This window comes from Edaphobacter sp. 4G125 (assembly GCF_014274685.1).
Taxonomy (GTDB): domain Bacteria; phylum Acidobacteriota; class Terriglobia; order Terriglobales; family Acidobacteriaceae; genus Edaphobacter.
This window is the reverse complement of the sequence record NZ_CP060393.1, coordinates 2,548,473-2,567,099: the sequence shown is the minus strand read 5'-3', so window position 1 is coordinate 2,567,099 and position 18,627 is coordinate 2,548,473. Positions and strand designations below refer to the sequence as shown.

Sequence of the window (18,627 nt, the reverse complement as noted above, 5' to 3'; positions counted from 1 at the left end):
TCTAGATGCGTGGCCTGGAAGAGGGATGCAATGGTTAGCGTTAAGATGCGGGCACGGCGTTTATCTGGACCAGGCCACGAACTGCTCCCTGGCCTGGAAGCTGGGCAAAGATGATCAGCTGCATGTGCGCGGGGTCGTCATCGGGTGGGGCGCTGAGCTTGAAGGCGATGGGGGCATGGCCGAGATCCTGCAGCTTGCCAATGTGCTGCAGCGTGCGGGTGACGCTGACGTGATCGAGATGCTTGCCGCCATTTTCGCCCGATTTGACCTGTGTGGATGCAGATGGGGTGACCAGAGCAGCGTAGAGATCGCCTTTTGGAAGCGTCGATGCTTCTGAGGCAACCGAGACAGAACTGGAAATGCGTTTTCCTTCGATACTGGGTTTCGACAGAACGAGATCGATCTTGGGAGACTGTGCCGCCTGAGTGATGGCGGAGACGGCCTTTGCCGGATCATTTCCCGAAAACTGGGTTACGCCATCAACGATCATCTCAGGGGTATAGGGGTCGTCGACTTTGAGGCGAAAGGCGTAGACCTTTTGTCGCTCTGTGAACTGCGGAGAAGAGAATCGATCGTGCCAGCCTTGCTGGTCCCAGTAGTCGACGTGCTCTTCAAGAACAATAATGTGGGCGCCGGCGACAGGTTGCTGGCTCTGAAGAGCGGCAAGGAGTTTATCGGCGGAGGGGCAGCTAGAGCAGCCTTCGGAGGTGAATAGCTCGACGAGGACTGGGGTGCGAGAGTCGGACGTTTTCGTTTGCGCAGTCAGGGAGAAGGGAATCAGAAGCAAGAGAGCGGAGGCAAAGCGATAAGGATTCAAAATGCTTCTCCTTTTCAAAAAGCCACAAACCAATCTAACGACCTATTCGATGGGGTTTCCAGGCGGTTGGTCACAAAGAAATCCTGCATGAAACAATGTTTTGTGAGGATAAACGTGGTTAGTCCACTTGGCATCTATGTTTCGGTTCCGTTCTGTAAGGCGAAGTGCAGTTTCTGCAACTTTGCCTCGGATGCTTTTGGGCCCGAGAGAATGGATGGCTACGTGGATCGGCTATGCAGGGAGATTGCAGAGACACGGCTTAGTGTGGCACGGATGGACGCGAGGTTGGAACGGACGGTCGATTCTGTGTACTTCGGGGGTGGAACTCCGAGCCTGCTTTCTGCAGAACAGTTTCGAACGATCTTCACGACATTGCGAGACGAGTTTGAGATCAGATCTGAGGCGGAGATAACGCTGGAGTGCGCTCCGGGCCAGCTTTCGGAAGAGACCTTGGAAGAGTTGCTGGGGCAGGGCGTGAACCGCGTGAGCCTGGGGGTGCAGTCGTTTGTCGACCGAGAGGCAAGGGCTGTGGGAAGGCTGCACACGCGAGTGATGTGCGAGGAGGAGATTGCTCGGTTGCGCAGGGCTGGCATCCGCGATGTTGGTATTGACTTGATTGCTGGGCTTCCGCATCAGACGGAAGGGAGTTGGAGAGAGTCGCTGGAACGGGCGATTGCAAGCGGTGTGGAGCATGTGAGTGTGTACATGCTGGAGGTGGATGAGGACTCGCGGTTGGGGCGCGAGGCACTAAAAGGAGGCGAACGATATGGTGCGGAGAATCTTCCTTCGGAGGATGAGAGTGCTGCTCTCTACGAGGTAGCCTGCGAAGCATTGGATGTAGGTGGGGTAAGACAGTATGAGATCTCGAACTTTGCGCGCGAGGGCCATACTTCACGACACAACGTTAAGTACTGGAAGAGGCTGCCATATATAGGGTTCGGACTGGATGCGCATTCAATGCTTCGTGCGGGTGAAGGTGCGGTGAGGTTTCAGAATGTGGACGATCTCGATGTGTATATGGGGGACCCGTCTGAGCTGAAAGTGCTCCCGCAGAAGAATGCGAAGCCGGATCCGGAATTCGTGAGCAGGGAAGCAGCGTTTGAGGAGTCGTTGTTTTTAGGGCTCAGACTGGTTGAAGGTGTCTGCTTTGATGACCTGCAAAGAGAGTTTGGTGTTGAGCTTGTTGCAGCTGTGATGCCGGGTGTGGAGGAGTCGCGCGAAGCAGGGCTTTTGGACGTGAGCGAAGGGCGCATCTTTTTGACAGCGCGTGGACGCATGGCTTCGAACGAGGTCTTCTGCAGGTTGTTGATTTCAGCTACGGCGTAGCCACGGTATAGATGAAGGGGAGAGAAAAATGATCGATCTGCGCAGTGACACTGTTACCAAACCTACGGCGGCGATGCGGCAAGCGATGGCAGCGGCAGAGGTCGGTGACGACGTGTATGGCGAAGACCCGACGGTGAACCGGCTGGAGAGAGAAGCCGCGATGATTTTTGGGCGGGAGGCAGCAATTTTTGTTCCTACAGGAACGATGGGCAATCAGATTGCGATTCGCCTGCATACGGAGCATGGGCAGGAGGTGATCTGCGAATCGCGCTCGCATGTACTGGATTGGGAGATGGCGATGATGGCGGCGTTCTCTGGCTGCCAGGCGCGCACGGTGATGGGAGATCGCGGAATTCTGACCTGGGAGAAGATTCGCAGGGCGATTGGGCCGAAGATCTATTATCGGCAACCTACAGGATTGATCTGCTTGGAGAATACGCACAATATGGCAGGCGGAACGGTGACTCCGCTGGAGGTGATGAAGAATATCTGGCAGGGCGCGAAGGAAGTGGGGTTGCCGGTGCATCTGGACGGTGCGCGCATCTTCAACGCTGCGACTGCACTTCGGGTGAGCGTTGCCGAACTGACAGCAGGATTCGATACGGTGATGTTCTGCCTGTCGAAGGGCCTGGGAGCTCCGGTGGGTTCGATGCTGGTGGGTTCTACCAAGGCCATTGAGCGGGGGAGAGGATTCCGCAAGGCGCTGGGTGGTGGAATGCGACAGGCAGGCGTATTGGCTGCCGCCGGATTGATCGCATTGCTGGAGATATCGAAGCGGCTTGCGGAGGACCATGCAAATGCACGGCTGTTGGCAGAGGCCGTGGCAAATGAGGCGAGTGCAGAGATCGATCTGGATTGTGTCCAAACGAATATTGTGATCTTTCAGTTACGAGGAGAGGGTGATGCAGCGGCCTTTTGTTCCGCTCTGAGGCAGAAAGAAGTTCTAGCAAGTGCGATTGGGCCCCATAGCATTCGGTTTGTCACGCATTACGATGTGAGCCGTGAAGATTGCAACGAGGCTGCAGGAGTGATTGCGGAGCAGTTGCGAAGAGTCTAGATGGCCTCGGCTGTGGTCCCGGTGGCTATGGCAGGCTTTTCGGCCAGAGAGACGGTGACGACGGTGCCGTGTGAGGAGGGGTTGGTATCGCTGACGATCTCGATGGCGCCACCGTGCTTATTCGTGATTCCGCGACTGACCCAGAGCCCGAGCCCTGTTCCGTGCTGGCCTTTAGTGGTGAAGAAGGGCTGAAAGAGCTGAGAGCGGATCTCATCAGGAATACCGGGCCCATTGTCGGCGATGATGATACGCGCCCCAGCGGGAGCAGCGCTATTTCCGGCGATGGAGGAGGCGCTGATAGTGATCTTTCCTCCGGGGCTTGAGGCTTCTGCAGCATTGGCGATGAGGTTGGTGAAGACCTGGCGCAGTTCTGCAGGAAATGCATCGACGACGACGGAGTCGGGAAGATCGGTCTGGACAGTGACATGGAGTTCGTGGAAGCGATGCTCCATCAGTAGCAGGATCTCCTCGAGGATATTTTTGAGGTCGACGGGAACGGGGGCACGGGATTCGCGATAAAGCCCAAGCATGGCGCGACTGATTTGAGTGACACGCGCCAGTTCGCTTTCTGCCATGCTGATGAACTGTCGCGACTCCTCTTCGGTGACGCCCATTCGCATGAGATAAAGCAGATTAGAGACGGCATCGAGAGGATTGTGAATCTCGTGGGCTATGGTGGCGGCTAATCTTCCAGCAACAGCAAGTTTCTCGTTTGCGAGAAGAGTCTCCTGGGTGCGGCGCTCGAGTGTGATGTCGCGGAAGACCAGGACAATACCCGCGATCTCCCCGTTCTGATCTCGGATGGGGGCTCCGCTATCGGCGATCAGAATACGAGTGCCATCTTTGCGAACGAGCGCTGTATGGTTTGCCAGCCCGACGACGGTCCGAAGACGCATGACTTTGGCCACTGGCGTTTCGATCGGCTCGCCCGTGTTTTCGTTGACAACGCAAAAGACATCTTCCAGGGAGCGTCCCGTTGCCTCGGCCTGGTCCCATCCGGTGAGCTCGGAGGCAACCGGATTCATCATCTGGATGCGGCCGGATGCGTTGCAGGTGATGACTCCATCGCCGATCGAGGCAAGTGTCGTGCGAAGTTGCTGTTCGGACTGGAAGATCTCTTCGGCTCGGCGACCGAGGACTTCGAGCGAAGTGCGGTAGGCAGAGGAGACGGCATGAAGCCGACTGCGCATGAACAGGCCGATCAGAATACCCATGCCTAAGGCAACTACGATCAGAGCTTCGATTAGGTTGCGGACCTGCCGATGCCACTCCTGAATTCGTACAGAGCGCCGGTCCTCTGCGTGTTGAGTGATTGTGATGAGATCCTGACGGACCTGATCCATCAGTGATTTCCCATAAAGATTCAGGTTTACGTCATTAGCCTGTCCTCCTGCCCGGACGGTTGCCATGATAGGCAGTGCGAATGCATCGTGCCAATTCTGGTATTCGTTTCGGAGGTCTTCGATATTGCGCCTCTGCACATCATCTAAGCCCGACACGTTGGCGAGCGTGTCCAATTCGGGTTGGATGTGTTGTTCGGCGGCTCGGAAGTCCACAAGGAAACGACCATCTCCAGTAGCCTGATAACCACGCAGGCCCGACTCCTGGTCCACGATAAGCTTTGCGACCTGGGCTGTCTGGGCGATGCGGGTGTCGGCTTCCTGAATGAGTCGGACCGTCTCGTTTGCACCGCGCACCTGCAAGTAGATTGCCCCGGCAGCGATGAGCAGCGCGATGACCGGAAGCAGAAAGGTCTGGCGCAGAATACGGTTGAACTGGGCTAGATTCACGTTGAAGGCCGGTCAGGATGACGTACTTACAGGTTGAAGCAGACTCTCCAGCTTTTGCAGGAGAACGGGAGCGCCTTCTCCTTTGGTCATGTAAAGATCGACGAGAGATGTGACTTCGTTGGGGAGTCCGACATAAGCCGAAAGAAGAAGGATGGGAATTTGAGGTTTTAGCTGTCGCATACGGGCCGCAACCTCACCGCCATGCATTCCAGGCATGGAATAGTCGAGAATGACGGCTTCGACTCGTTCATTTTCGAAGAGCTGAAGGCCGCTGAGACCATCTGTTGCTGCCAGAACGCGATATCCAGCGCGCTCGAGCAGGAGTTTTCGCACCTTAAGCCCGACAAACTCATCATCGACACAGAGAATGAGATGGGAGTTTTGTATCATAGCCTTACACTCGCCGGACTAGCGGACTGGATGGAGTCAAGCAGAGATTACCAGCCCCCCGCCCAGTATACGAAGCCGGCTTTCTTCTGGCCAGTCATCAATGATTCATCGTATGTTAGCAATAAATTTCGCAAGGTGGGTTAAGCTGTAGGCGGAATATTTGCGGAATCCGCACGAGGTCACCTTTTGAATCAGACGATTTTTCTGTTGGAAGACGATACGGATATCTCCCGGCTAGTGCAATATCATCTGGAAGGCGCTGGGTTTACTGTTCGTCCTTACATCGCTGTGGGACAGATTTTTTCGGATGCAAGTCGACAACCACCCGCGTTGTTTCTGCTGGACATTATGGTTCCGGGAGGCGACGGACTCGACCTGTGCCGCAGATTGCGTCAGGACCCGGCGCTGAGCATCGTTCCGATCATCTTTCTGACAGCACGCGCTGCAGAAAATGACCGCGTGCATGGGCTCGAACTGGGGGCTGACGACTACATCACCAAGCCATTCGGGACGCGGGAGCTAATTGCACGGGTGAAGGCTGTGTTGCGCCGCTTTGAGCGCCCTAGCGGTCCTTCTCTGGTGAAGTTTGAAAATATTGAAATCGATGCAGGAGCGATGCAGCTGCGAGTCAATGGCGATCTGGTGACGACAACGGCAACCGAGTTTCGTTTGCTGGACTATCTTGCACGGCATCCGGGGCGTGTGTTCAGCCGCGATCATCTTCTCGATGCGGTCTGGGGAGATGCGCGGTTTGTCACTCCTCGTTCTGTGGATGTTTATGTGCGCCGCATTCGCGAAAAGATCGAAGCTGATCCTGAGTTGCCGCGTTATCTGAAGACGATGCGAGGAGCCGGATACCGCTTTGAGATTCCAAAGGCTGTTCCGGTTCCGGCCTGAGAGGTTTCGCAGTGGGGCGTCGCCTGAGTCTCTCTGTCTTTCTATGGGTCCTTGTCGCACTGGCGATTATTGCTGCAATGGGTGCTGCCGGGTGGCGGCTGAAGGCAGCAGCGGTGCTTGGACTGGGTGTGGTGGTTGCGATTGCAACGGCTCGTTTGATAAAGCGCCCGTTAACGACACTTGAGCGGATGGTGGATGGGATCGGAAGAGGGCCAGTCGATCCCGGAGCGGTGCCATTCAGTGATTTTGATGTGCTGGCGCTGACGATCTCGCAGGCTTCAACACGAGTTGAGCGTTCCCTTGCAGGGATTGCGGAGAGTCGCCGCGAGTTGGAGGCCATGATCGACAGCATGCAGGACGCTGTTGTTGCGGTGGACCCTGCAGGACGCATTCAATGGACCAATCAACGGATGCAGAGGTTGATCCCGGGAGCTGCGTTTTCGAGCGCGGTGCGAGTTGGACATGCACTGGTGCAGACGATTCGCGACCCGGAGGTTCTGGAATGTGTGCGGGTTGCCCTGGAAGAGCGCTCGTTGAGTGAGCGACGTTCAACCACCTTATTTCCGGGGCGAATCTTTGAGATCTCCGCTTCTCCCATGCCGGGAGGAGGAGCGGTGGCTGTGCTGCACGATATTACCCGGATCGAACAGGTGGAGCGGACGCAGCGAGAGTTTGTTGCGAACGTCAGCCATGAGCTTCGGACCCCTCTGACCTCGATCACAGGATACGTGGAGACGTTGTTGGACCACGAAGAGGGTCTCAGCACACTGGCGCGGGAGTTTTTAACGACGATCCACAAGAATGCGACGCGTATGAATCGGCTGACGGAAGACCTGCTGGCGATGGCCCGGGTAGAGTCATCGGAGCAGGAATTGCATCCGTCACGGGTTCCAGCCGATAGTCTGATTCGCGATGCTGTGGAAGCCATGAGCGGAATGGTGCAGGATGAAGAGGCCGTGCTGGAGATTGGGGAGACGACGAATTGCGATGTGATTGCAGACCAGGACTCCATCGTCCAGGTATTGAGCAACTTGATTGAAAATGCGATTAAATATGGAAAATCGCGGGTGGAAGAGCGAAGCCGGGTGATCGTGAGCGCCCATGCTGGGCCGGAGATGGTGGAGTTTCGGGTAAAAGATTTTGGACAGGGGATCGCTTCCGAACATCTGAGCCGCATCTTTGAGCGGTTTTACCGGGTAGACAAAGCCCGGTCCAGAGAGTCCGGTGGGACAGGGCTGGGACTGGCGATCGCGCGTCACGTGGTTCAAACGCAAGGGGGCACGATTTGGGCCGAAAGTGAGCTGAATGCCGGAAGTGCGTTCCTTTTCACACTGCCCAGAGCCGAAAGTGACGCTATCTAGTTGTTTTTCCTTGTTTTTATGGGTATGTAACTTTCCATTAACAATTGCGCTTCACACTGGATACAGTGTGTATTAGTAAATTGCACACACCTATTTGCGAGGTGGAAGTGTGAAAAAGAGCATGATTGCAGTGGGCGTGTTGGCGATAGCAGCCATCGGAGCCAGCGCCCAGAACATCAATGGAGCGGGAGCGACCTTTCCTTACCCGATCTATTCCAAGTGGTTCAACGAATACAACCATCTACATCCAAATGTAAAGATCAACTACCAATCGATTGGTTCGGGTGGCGGCATTCGTCAGGTTTCGGACGGAGTGGTCGATTTTGGTGCAACTGATGGCCCAATGAGCGACGAACAAATTGCCGCTTCGAAGGTCAAGACGCAGCATATTCCCACCGTTTTGGGAGCAGTCGTGCCGGTCTATAACATTCCAGGTGTAAACAAGGACCTTAACTTTTCTGGCGATGTGATTGCCGATATTTATCTTGGCAAGATCACCAAATGGAATGATGGGCGAATTGCAAAGGATAACCCTGGGGTTAGTCTGCCAGACAAGGCGATTCTTCCGGTATATCGTTCGGATGGAAGCGGTACGACGTATATCTTTACCGATTTTCTTTCCAAGGTGAGCCCAGATTGGTCCGGAAAGGTTGGGAAGAACACTTCTGTGAAGTGGCCTACTGGAATTGGTCAGAAAGGCAATGAAGGAGTTGCCGGAATGGTTCGGCAGTCTCCGTATTCTTTCGGCTACGTTGAGTTGATTTATGCCTTGCAGAATAAGATGTCGTTTGGCGCGGTGAAAAACGCTTCCGGCAAATTTGTAAAGGCCTCAACAGATGGCGTGACTGCTGCAGCCGCTGCTGCGGCAAAAACGATGCCCGCAGATTATCGTGTGTCGATTACGAATGCTCCGGGGGCAACTTCCTATCCGATCTCGAGCTTTACCTGGCTTCTGATTCCCCGGCATTCCAACGACGCCGCGAAGGCAAAGGCGCTGAAGGATTTTCTGGGATGGATGTTGGAGCACGGCGAGAGCGAAGCGTCTGGATTGAGCTATGCTTCCTTGCCTAAGCAGGTACAAGAAATGGTTCGCAAGACAGTCGCTCAGCTTCAATAGTTAATTCCGCCGCGAGACTGAAAAGTAGAGGCCGAGCAAGCTCGCGGCGGAAGTATTCCCCGGTACAATCACTTTGAAACCTTTATTAGAAACGGACTGTAATTCCGTCGAATGAGTATTCATCCACAGCCGGGCGTTCCTACGCCGCTTCAAACAATCGTATCGGCTCCTTCAGGAGCAGGGACGGGTGAGATGCCTTCTGGTCCGGGTCCAGTCTCGCCTATTCGAGAGTTTTTGCGATCCCGCGGCAGCGGTCGGATGGGAGACAGTAGCTTTGCTGTCCTGATGCTCATCTGTGCTTGCAGCATCTTCGTCATTGTTATCTTTATCTTCTGGATTTTGATCAAGAACTCGCATCTTAGCCTGAATGCCTTTGGCTGGAAGTTTTTTACTCGCGGGGCATGGGACCCAGTCTCAGGTGATTTTGGAGCGTTGCCTTTTATTTATGGGACGCTGATGACTTCGATCCTTGCGCTGATCATGGCTGTTCCGCTGGCGCTTGGAGTTGCGATTTTCCTGACAGAGTTATGCCCTCGTCCGCTGCGCGCACCAATCTCGTTTCTTACCGAGTTGCTGGCAGCGATTCCCAGTGTGGTCTATGGACTCTGGGCTGTTTTTGTCCTGGTACCATTGATGCGCGATTCGCTCGGGCCATTTCTGGTGAAGATCTTTGGCTGGACAGGGCTTTTCGAAGGACCGAACTTCGGCGTCGGCCTACTGACGGCAAGCATCATTCTGGCGATTATGATTTTGCCGATTATCTCATCCTTGACCCGCGACATTATGACAGCGGTCCCGAACAGTCAGCGAGAGGCCGTGCTGGCGCTAGGTGCAACTCGATGGGAAATGATCCGGATTGGCGTTTTGAGGAATTCACGCATCGGGATTGTCGGTGCGGTTATGCTTGGGCTTGGCCGAGCGCTAGGTGAAACCATGGCCGTAACAATGGTGATTGGGAATCATCCCGATATTGCCAAGAGCCTCTTTTCCCCTGGATATACGCTGGCGAGCGTGATCGCTAATGAGTTTGCAGAGGCCACAGGCGATCTTTACTACAGCGCGCTGATTGAGATTGGTCTGGCGCTCTTCCTAGTCACCATCGTCGTGAACGCAGTTGCCCGGTTGATGGTGTGGGCAGTAACGCGTGGCGCCCCGGCGAGGGCTTCATAATGAGCACTCGATCGATGATTCCGGCATCGCTGGAAGAGCCACGCAAGCCTTCGCGAGCGAATATTCTTCGACGCTATGCGGCCGATCATATGGTCACGGGGCTGGCGATCCTGGCGACGGTGATCGTGCTGGCGCCTCTTGCAGCAATCCTTTTTTACTTGGTCTATAAAGGCGCCTCTTCGCTGAATCTTGCGTTCTTTACACGCATTCCTGCTCCTGTAGGAGAAAACGGCGGAGGTATGGCCAATGCGATTGCGGGTTCAGGAATCATTCTTGCGCTGGCCAGCCTGATGGGGATTCCGATCGGGATCGCTGCCGGCGTTTATCTGGCCGAATACGGGCGGGGCAGTGTTCTTGGAAATCTAGTTCGCTTTACAGCCGATGTTCTCAACGGCGTTCCATCGATCGTGATGGGAATTGCTGTGTACTCGCTGGTTGTGAGACCGCATCCGCCTTATTCCGCTTTTGCAGGCGGTGTTGCCTTGGCGATCATGATGATCCCGACAGTCACCCGTACGACAGAAGAGATGCTGGCTACCGTACCCTATGCGATTCGTGAAGCTGCGCTAGGGCTCGGCGTGCCGAAGTGGCGAACTGTGCTTTCGGTAAGTCTGCGGACGGCATCCCCTGGCATTATTACTGGCTGTATGCTGGCGTTTGCACGTGTAGCGGGTGAAACAGCTCCGCTTCTTTTCACTGCGTTTGGAAACCAGTTCTGGAGCTTCCGGCTGGATCAGCCAATCGCTGCTCTGCCGTTGCAGATTTATGTTTATGCCATCTCTCCGTATGACGAGTGGCACCGATTGGCATGGGCTGGGGCCCTGGTTCTGATCGCTCTTATTATGGTTTCAGTGACGCTGGTGCGAGTTTTTGCGAATCGCGGCGTGCTGAAGGGAGGAAGTTAGTGGGAGTCGGTATTCAAGTTGAAAGCCTGAATGCGTGGTATGGCTCAACGCATACATTGCAGGACATCAACCTGCATATTCCAGCCAACCATGCGACCGCTCTCATTGGTCCTTCAGGATGCGGTAAATCCACCTTTGTACGCTGCCTGAATCGTATGCATGAGACCAACCCAATTGCCCGCGCAACGGGGGTTGTGAAGATGGGAGAGATCGATATCTATCGCGATGCGTCTCCGGTCGAGATTCGTCGTCGCGTTGGCATGGTATTTCAGAGACCGAACCCATTTCCGACGATGTCGATCTATGACAATGTAATCAGCGGGCTGAAGCTGAATGGATTTCGGAACCGCAGAATCCTGGATGAGACAGTGGAGCGCTCTCTAAAGCAGGCTGCTCTGTGGGAAGAAGTGAAGGACGATCTGAAGAAAAAGTCTGGAGCTTCGCTTTCTGGTGGACAACAGCAGCGTATGTGTATTGCCCGGGCGTTGGCCGTCGATCCTGAAGTGCTGTTGATGGATGAACCTGCGTCGGCTCTTGATCCCGTTTCGACTTCAAAGATTGAAGATCTCATCTTCCAGTTGAAGAGCCAGTACACGATTGTGATTGTGACGCATAATATGCAGCAGGCAGCGCGTGTGGCAGAGAATACCGGCTTCTTTCTCAACGGCAAGCTGGTGGAGTTTGATTCGACCCATAAGATCTTTACGAATCCTCGCGACAAGCGCACCGAGGATTACATTACCGGGAGGTTCGGATGATGCGGGTGAAGTTTCATCAGAGCCTGGACGATTTGAAAGAGCGTCTGCTGGTAATGGCAGGAATGGCTGAGCAGGCAATTCAGCGCTCGATCGAGGCGTACCGCACACGCGATATGAGCATCTGCGAACTGGTGCTGCACTCGGAGCCTGCAATCAATCGCCTGGAGCGCGAGATCGACCAGATGGCGCTAGACCTGCTGGCAATGGAGCAGCCGATGGCGATTGATCTTCGGTTCATTCTTTCGGTGATTCGAATTAATGCTGATCTGGAGCGAGTCGGCGATCAAGCTGTCAATATCGCTATTCGTGTGCGTGAGATGGGGGCCTTCGCGAATATTGATCTTCCAGTGGATATTCCGAAGCTGGCGGAATTAGCTTCCGCAATGGTGCGGAAAGCGCTCCAGGCGTTTATTGAAGGTGATGCCGAGATGGCGGACTCTGTCTTCGAGATGGATGACCAAGTCGATAAGATGAATGATGCGGCCTATTACGCCTTGAGCTCCCTGATCAAAGAGAAGCCGGAGTTGACGCCTCAGTCTCTCAACGCGCTTATCATTGCTCGAAACCTGGAGCGGGTTGGGGATCATGCGACCAATATCGCAGAAGACGTGATTTTCTGGGTACGGGGCGCTGATGTTCGTCATCACGCCGCGTCTGCCTGATCTCTTTATTCCCCGTCGGGAATCCACCAGGTAAGACCAGGCAGCATTGGGTAATAAAGGCCGAGTCGAACTCGATTGGAATCCTTAGAGTTCCCCAGAATTCTGGTATAAGCATGAAGCTGGGGCGCATACTTCTCGCGTTCATGGGAGAAAAACTGCTCTCTGTCTGATCCAGAATATTGCGTGGTTTTGTAATCAACGATCCATAGATAATCGCTTCCGGGAGCAAAGGGTTCCGCTCCTGCCTGAAAGATGCGATCCAGCCGGACACTGGAACGCTCTTCGTTCCACGCGATAAGTGCACGTTCGCTGAAGCCTTCCTTGTGCGTTCCCAATACCCATAATCCTGCAGGATCGCGAAGCGTAAGAAGAAGCGCATCATGAACCTGTTTAGCTATGCGGTCAACATCGCGAGGAGAGAGTCCAAAGCTACGAACAACGGCCAGGATTCGAGGAGACCAACCGGATAGCTGTTCGAGGAGGTCCTGCGGAATTGTACCCGTTGCGAGTTGCTGCGCTAGCAATTCAAGGAAGAGATGAGTTGCGTTTCCAAGTGCTCGTGCTTCAAAGGATCCTTCTGGTCGTTGAAACATAGAGGGGAAGAAAGCGGGCACCGCAGGCCTAGCCGTTCCTTTTGTGGAGAAGCGGCTTGCGGGAGCAAAGGACAAAGGTAGTCGGTAAAGCAGAGAGGTGTTTGTTTCGGCATCGGATGCGGCAAGGGTCGGCAAGACGAGACTATCCTCTGAGATGGGTAGAGGGATTACCGGGGCGACCAACGGCTTGGACTGAACATGGGAATCGACGAAGTGAGATTCTGCGGCTGGCCATGCAGCCTGGAGTAGGCTTCCGTAGTTTTGCAGAATTTCTCCATTCTGCTTTTGTTCGGGCGAAGCAAACAGATGTAGTTCTTCCCGAGCGCGTGTACAAGCAACATAAAACAGTCGTTTGTATTCAGCCTGCTCGCGCGAGCGCTGGATTCGATGAAGCCAGAGATTGAGAGATTCGGAAGCCGCCCCCTTAGCGATGATTGGAGCCAGGAGAATCCGCGCAGCGTCTTCGTTCGAAGAGATCATCTCGTTCCAATTGAGCAGTCTGCTGCGATTATTGCGACTCTTCCGTTCGAGTCCAGGCACGAGGACAACATCCCATTCAAGTCCTTTTGCGCCATGAATTGTCATCAGATCAACTGCTCCCGGAGAGGCAAGCGATTCAGCGAAGAGCGATTTGAGTCGTGTATGCAACTGACGAAGGCTAAAGGTGCCGCGTTGTTCCAGTTCATCCAGCAACTCGAAGTACATTCTGGCATTGGTTTTCTGCTCAGGAATTAGGTGAGCATCGCCACCGAGAGAGCGCCATGTCCGCTCTATCCATTCCGACAGAGGAAGACGGGAATGCAGCTTGATCGCAGAGTCCAATACAGGCCACACTCTGGCAACGCGCTCTTGCGCCTCAGGGCTAAGAGACTGACTGCGATGCAGAATACATTCTGCGATTGTCGTATCGGAAAACTGTGCTTCGTTTCCGCCGATCAGTTCATGTAAGTCGGCGAGCTCGAGCCCGCACCAGGGCGCGCGAAGAACGGCCAGCCATGCAATTCGATCTGCCGGGTGAAGAAGCGCCCGTGTCAGGGCGAAGAGATCCAGGATCTCCGGTCGTTCGGCAAGGGGCTCGATGTTGACCGCACGGAAGGGAATGGGTAGTGAGGTCCGATCGTGTTTTAGCTCGGCGATAATGCGGGAGAGATGTTCCCGGTTACGCACCAGAACCGCGATTTTCCATGGTGTGGAGCGATCTGGTGGGAGCGGTCGGCTCTGCCATTGCTCAATGATGTGCCGGACTTCCTCTGCTTCGATTCTTAACAACCGCTTGCGGAAGCTACGTTTCTGATCGCGACTACTGCCCGACGAGATGACTTGCGTGTGCCACACGATACTGTTCACGGCTTCGGAAGGTGAACGGACGGGATTGGCTGGGAGATACGGCGCTTCCTCAAGATGCTCTGCTTCGATCGCATGTGGAAAGATGTGTGAGAAATCCACATTGAATGCTTCCACCAGTCTGCGTTGCGAACGGAAGTTTGCCGTGAGCCGTAGAGTGCCGAGCTTGAGATCGCCCAGACACTGTTGCTGCATGGTACGGATGAATCCTTCTACACGCGCCTGCCGGAAGAGATAGATGGATTGCTTTGGATCACCGACCAGAAACACCGTCTGAGAGTGACCATCCCATCCCTGGGTAAGAAGTTGAATGAGCTCGTACTGGCTGGTGGACGTATCCTGCATCTCGTCCACGAGAAGATGTTGTAGCTTTGTTCCTATTGCGGTCTCGAAGGCTACGCCATCTCTGCGAAGAGCAGCGCGTGCGAGCAAGCTGGGCTCAATAAAGTCACATTCTCCGCGTTCGGAAAAGACAAGTTGAAGTTCAGCGAGTGCACGGTAGAGAACGCGAAAGAGTGCTTTGGCGACCTTCCATTGTTCTTCGGGGTACTTGGGCGGAGGTAATGTCCTGACGGTCTTAAGCGCCTCCCGGAGATCATCTCGATGTTGAAGCTGATCGACGATCTCTTTGAGACGCGCGGCCTGAACTTTATCGATCTCGAAGCGAAGATCGGTCCGAGAAAATCTTGAGCGCCACTGGTCATCTTTCTTTAGTAGAAGATGCGCTATTGCTTTCCAATGATCGAGATCGGTGGCGGCTTTTGCAGGAGCATGGTAAACGTTGGCACAGATGCGGATGGGAGAAGCATCGTCATTGGTGCTCGGGTTGTTTCCTAACTCACCTGCAATCGACGCCAGGTCTTGCAAAAGCATGGAAGGGAAGATGTCGGCGAGCTTCGCGAGTTCGATGCAGATGGCTTCCTCAAGAGTCCGTTCGATCTGCTGAAGTACGGGGCCATCGAGGAATGCTTCGTCTTGAAGCTGGGGACCAAGCGGGATCAAACGGGCCCATTGGTCACGCAGGGAGAGCATCTCTGCCAGAAGATCTTGCACCTGTGCAAGGTTTCCATCTCGATGCAAAAGCACCAACCGTAGAGCATTACTCAACGCGGCATCTTTGCGACCAAGCTGCATAAGTGTGCGCTCCGCAGCCAGCTTGTAAAGAGACGAGGCATCTTCTGAGGGAGAGAGAGAGCCACTCCCAGACAGAATCGGCAAGCTCCGCGCAATCTCTGCGCAAACAGAGTCGATCGTGCGAATATTCAGCCGGCGGGAATGTTCGAGAAGTCCCCAACCCAGTTTGCGGTCGCGCTCCAACACCGTAAGGGCAAATGCCCTGGTTTCGCGTTCAAAGCCAGTTTGGGGTTGGCCTGGACTAGAGGCCAATTCGAGTTGCTTAAGAATGCGTTCCCGAATCTCGCCGGCGGCTTTGAGCGTAAAGGTAATGGCGAGCACTTGCTCCGGCTGCTCAACTTCCGGCAAGCCTAATAGCTTGAGATAACGTTGAATCAATAGACCGGTTTTTCCCGATCCAGCCGGAGCTTCTACAATCCATGATCGCGTGATGTCGAGCGCACGTTCGCGCTCCAACCGATCTGGTGGATCAAGCGAGGAAAGCTCCTGTTCTTCCGGCTCTAAAGGGAAAACAAATAGTTCACCCATCTGCGAGGTCGGTGGCCTCTTCTTCATCCAAGCCCTCATCGAAGGCCGCAATATTCAAGCGGCACAAAATTCGTTGTGCGCAATAAGCGCAGGTTGATGGATAGTCTTTGGGGGCAACGTGCGCTTCGCCGCGGTAAAACTCCTCGGCTAAAGCCTCAAGATCTTCGCGCCATCTCGCCAGCTGTTCTGTCAATGGAGCGCGAGCGTGATTGATCGTTAACTTCTCCAGCGTTGTTTTGCCGGTATAGCTATCGAGAGCCATATCTTTCCCCGCGCGGATTTGCGCAAAGGCGATGTCGGCGAGTTGTATCTCCGGATGCGCGGTCGTCTGGAGCACTGCATACAAGGGAAGCTGAGGCTCATCAGGCCGTTCATCCAGCCAGTCAGCAGATTTTGCCATACCAGTCTTGTAATCGAGAATGATCTCACCCTCGTCCGTTCTGTCCACCCGATCCATCCGTACATTCAAGCGTAATGGGCCAATGGGCAAGTCCCGCGATGACTCTTCGCTGAATTTTACGGTGAAAGGATTGCGCTTCAGTTCGATCTTGAGCCATGGGTTCAGTAAGGAGAATAACCGGGCTCGCTGCAGGTCGAGATAAGCCTGCTCCCAAGAGTCCTGACTTGCATTGACGCGATTAAGGCCATATTCGATCGATTGCGTAAGGGCGCGGGAGCGTTCCTGACGAGTCATTGACTTCAAGGCCGCTTGCGTTTCCACCTGCTTCCAGAAATGCTCAAGTGTGCGATGCACGATGCTGCCACGTTCGGCTGCGTCCATTCCAAGTTCGATCTCACGAAGTTCTGCTGAGCCGAGGCGGCGTTCTGCAAAGGCACGAAAGGCGCATGCCGCTTGCAGTCTGAGCACCTCGGCGCCTCCCGCGATCATTCGATCGGGCAACGTGGGCAGAGGCATCTGGTCAGAAAAGGGTTCAAGTTCGATTTTGGGGGATTCGGGTCCAAGAGCAGCAATTTGTGCCGCAGAAACGACGTTGAGATCCATCGAGTGTAAAAGATGCGATGGTCTTTGTTTGCCTTCCAATAATTCGAGCGCATAGCTGAATAGAACGATGGGAGCGCTGACGGCAATCCGTTCTGTGGTGCGCTTGGCGCGGAGATCATCTGCCTTCAGATCAGAGCCAGGAAGGCCCAGATCCTGTTGAAGTGGCCAGGGAAGTAAAGGGTTTGGTGTGTCGCGCACGGGCCAGCTAAGATCGCCTGCACCGAGAAACCAGATTGCGTCGAAGCTGCCGCCGGAGGCTTCCAAAGGTCCCATCACCTGGATTGGCGCGTGACGCGATTCAGGTGCGAACAAGGTTTGTTGTGTGATGCGCTCTAACTCATGGAGAGCTTGTTCAAAAAGTACTGGTACCGCATTGAAATCCAACGAGGCAAGCTCGTCCAGTGCGCTCTCCCACTTCTGACGGGTTTGAAATTCGACGCTGTCTTCTCCGGCGATTCTTCTCCATTGAGCTTCCTGTAGCAGATCACGAATGAGCTCACACCAGGAACTGTACGATTTCGATTCTGTAAGGAAGGTTTTTTCGCGATGACTTAATGATTCCAGAGAGTTCAGCAAGGAATGTAGATTTGCCCTGTACTTGGATTTTCGAACAGCCCTGATCATCCATCCCATTGAAATCTCTGGAAGCAACAGCTTCGATTTGCGAAGTTCGAATGCGTCGAAGAGTGCACGTGCATTACGGTCCGATTCCTGCATTGACCAAAAAGGGGAGAGGAGCAGCGTGCTCATCTGTTCGACTGAGAGGGGTTTTATGGTCCATCGTAGGAGCTCAAGGGCCGTTCGCACCATCGAAGTCGTTGATAGAGGCACGCCCAGTGAAAACTCATAAGGCGTGACATGGTTTGGGGCCTGGATATCTTCGAGTTCCGGTGCCAGGACTTCACGGAAGATGCGATCGATTGTCTTACGGCGGGTCTCCAGCGATGGAACGATGACTGCAATCTGCGCGTCGGACCTTCTTTGATTCAGAAGGTCGCGTGTCCAGCTTGCGGCCAGGGTAATCTCACTGATTTCGTTGTCGGCCTGTATGAGTTGTTTGGATTCACCTGGAGCGGAAATGTCGATTACTTCGATGGCGATCCCCATGGAAGTGATTGCACGAAGAAGATTCTGTTGGGCAGGGGTATGTTCATCGAAGCCCAGCAGGGCAATAGAACCTGAAGACTGGAGATCTGTCGCATCAAGCGATTTTGCTAGCCAATCCTCTAATCGGGCCCGCGCTACCAGATGTTGCGAATTGCACTGGCGGCCAAACTCAGCCGACCAGCGCTGAAAAGCCTTCGCTTCAGAGTTGTTCCAGGATTCCCGCAGGCGCTCGAGTCCACGGTATTGTGCAAGTAATTTCCATGTTTTCGCAGCTAGTTCGGCCAACGAATCGGGAGAGCGCAATGTGTCGGGTAATGCATGATCCAAGGCGATGATCTTTCGCCACAGGCTATGTTCCTGGGAGCGGTTCAGTAAAAGCCCAGTTGTTTTTCCAGTCGTAAGCAGCCTCTGCCAGAGGGTAGAAACCCACGTCTCCCAAGAAAATATCGTTGCGGGTTGCCAGGTGAGTGTTCCAGCGGCCCTATGGCGGAGATCGAAGCGATAACGAATGGTATGAGCTGCGCGTTGGTTTGCCGTAACAAGGGTAGCCCCCTGGTCCAGCGCGTGGGCGACCTGGGGTGGCAACTCCACTGGAAGCTGACGAACACTCATATATCTTTGGTTATACTCTGGATCTTCGAGGAAAAGAATGTTCATGCCGAAGGGGA

At 54.4% G+C, this 18,627-nt stretch carries 14 protein-coding genes; 9 read left to right on the top strand and 5 right to left on the bottom strand.

The window, feature by feature from the left end:
* Window positions 1-40 precede the first annotated feature (40 nt).
* The gene (locus H7846_RS10805) at window positions 41-817 is read right to left on the bottom strand and encodes a DUF1223 domain-containing protein (RefSeq protein ID WP_186692041.1); all 777 of its coding nucleotides are present in this window, start codon (window positions 815-817) and stop codon (window positions 41-43) included.
* A 114-nt stretch (window positions 818-931) separates the two neighbouring features.
* Here H7846_RS10805 and hemW point away from each other — a divergent pair, with 114 nt between their 5' ends.
* Together hemW and H7846_RS10795 are read left to right on the top strand one after the other, a co-directional pair.
* The gene (gene hemW, locus H7846_RS10800; RefSeq protein WP_255460557.1) at window positions 932-2,143 is read left to right on the top strand and encodes a radical SAM family heme chaperone HemW; all 1,212 of its coding nucleotides are present in this window, start codon (window positions 932-934) and stop codon (window positions 2,141-2,143) included.
* Window positions 2,144-2,171: 28 nt separating this feature from the next.
* Window positions 2,172-3,200: a threonine aldolase family protein gene (locus H7846_RS10795; RefSeq protein WP_186692037.1), complete on the top strand. Its 1,029-nt coding sequence runs from the start codon at window positions 2,172-2,174 to the stop codon at window positions 3,198-3,200.
* Here H7846_RS10795 and H7846_RS10790 read toward each other — a convergent pair.
* Window positions 3,197-4,990 (bottom strand): ATP-binding protein, encoded by a 1,794-nt coding sequence (locus H7846_RS10790; protein ID WP_186692035.1) that lies wholly within the window; start codon window positions 4,988-4,990, stop codon window positions 3,197-3,199. The two genes, H7846_RS10795 and H7846_RS10790, sit on opposite strands and share 4 nt — an antisense overlap.
* Before the next feature lie 12 nt (window positions 4,991-5,002).
* On the bottom strand, window positions 5,003-5,380 hold the full coding sequence (locus H7846_RS10785; protein WP_186692033.1) for a response regulator: 378 nt from the start codon (window positions 5,378-5,380) through the stop codon (window positions 5,003-5,005).
* 186 nt (window positions 5,381-5,566) lie between these two features.
* Here H7846_RS10785 and H7846_RS10780 point away from each other — a divergent pair, with 186 nt between their 5' ends.
* From H7846_RS10780 to phoU, 7 genes are all read left to right on the top strand, one after another.
* Window positions 5,567-6,277: a winged helix-turn-helix domain-containing protein gene (locus H7846_RS10780; RefSeq protein WP_186692031.1), complete on the top strand. Its 711-nt coding sequence runs from the start codon at window positions 5,567-5,569 to the stop codon at window positions 6,275-6,277.
* Between the two features lie 11 nt (window positions 6,278-6,288).
* Window positions 6,289-7,638, top strand: coding sequence for a sensor histidine kinase (locus H7846_RS10775; protein WP_255460556.1), 1,350 nt, complete (start codon window positions 6,289-6,291; stop codon window positions 7,636-7,638).
* A 109-nt stretch (window positions 7,639-7,747) separates the two neighbouring features.
* Entirely contained in the window at window positions 7,748-8,755 is a 1,008-nt protein-coding gene (pstS, locus tag H7846_RS10770) for a phosphate ABC transporter substrate-binding protein PstS (RefSeq protein ID WP_255460555.1), read from the top strand.
* A 111-nt stretch (window positions 8,756-8,866) separates the two neighbouring features.
* Complete coding sequence (pstC, locus tag H7846_RS10765; RefSeq protein ID WP_186692029.1) at window positions 8,867-9,925, top strand: phosphate ABC transporter permease subunit PstC; 1,059 nt, start codon at window positions 8,867-8,869, stop codon at window positions 9,923-9,925.
* On the top strand, window positions 9,925-10,830 hold the full coding sequence (pstA, locus tag H7846_RS10760; protein WP_186692027.1) for a phosphate ABC transporter permease PstA: 906 nt from the start codon (window positions 9,925-9,927) through the stop codon (window positions 10,828-10,830). The genes pstC and pstA overlap by 1 nt, the downstream gene beginning before the upstream one ends.
* Entirely contained in the window at window positions 10,830-11,588 is a 759-nt protein-coding gene (pstB, locus tag H7846_RS10755; protein ID WP_186692025.1) for a phosphate ABC transporter ATP-binding protein PstB, read from the top strand. The genes pstA and pstB overlap by 1 nt, the downstream gene beginning before the upstream one ends.
* Window positions 11,588-12,250, top strand: coding sequence for a phosphate signaling complex protein PhoU (gene phoU, locus H7846_RS10750; RefSeq protein ID WP_186696314.1), 663 nt, complete (start codon window positions 11,588-11,590; stop codon window positions 12,248-12,250). Before pstB ends, phoU begins: the two co-directional genes overlap by 1 nt.
* 5 nt (window positions 12,251-12,255) lie before the next feature.
* On the opposite strand, the gene H7846_RS10745 is transcribed toward phoU, so the two are convergent.
* Together H7846_RS10745 and H7846_RS10740 are read right to left on the bottom strand one after the other, a co-directional pair.
* The gene (locus H7846_RS10745) at window positions 12,256-15,876 is read right to left on the bottom strand and encodes a UvrD-helicase domain-containing protein (protein WP_186692023.1); all 3,621 of its coding nucleotides are present in this window, start codon (window positions 15,874-15,876) and stop codon (window positions 12,256-12,258) included.
* Entirely contained in the window at window positions 15,842-18,616 is a 2,775-nt protein-coding gene (locus H7846_RS10740) for a PD-(D/E)XK nuclease family protein (protein WP_255460554.1), read from the bottom strand. Before H7846_RS10740 ends, H7846_RS10745 begins: the two co-directional genes overlap by 35 nt.
* Window positions 18,617-18,627: the final 11 nt, after the last annotated feature.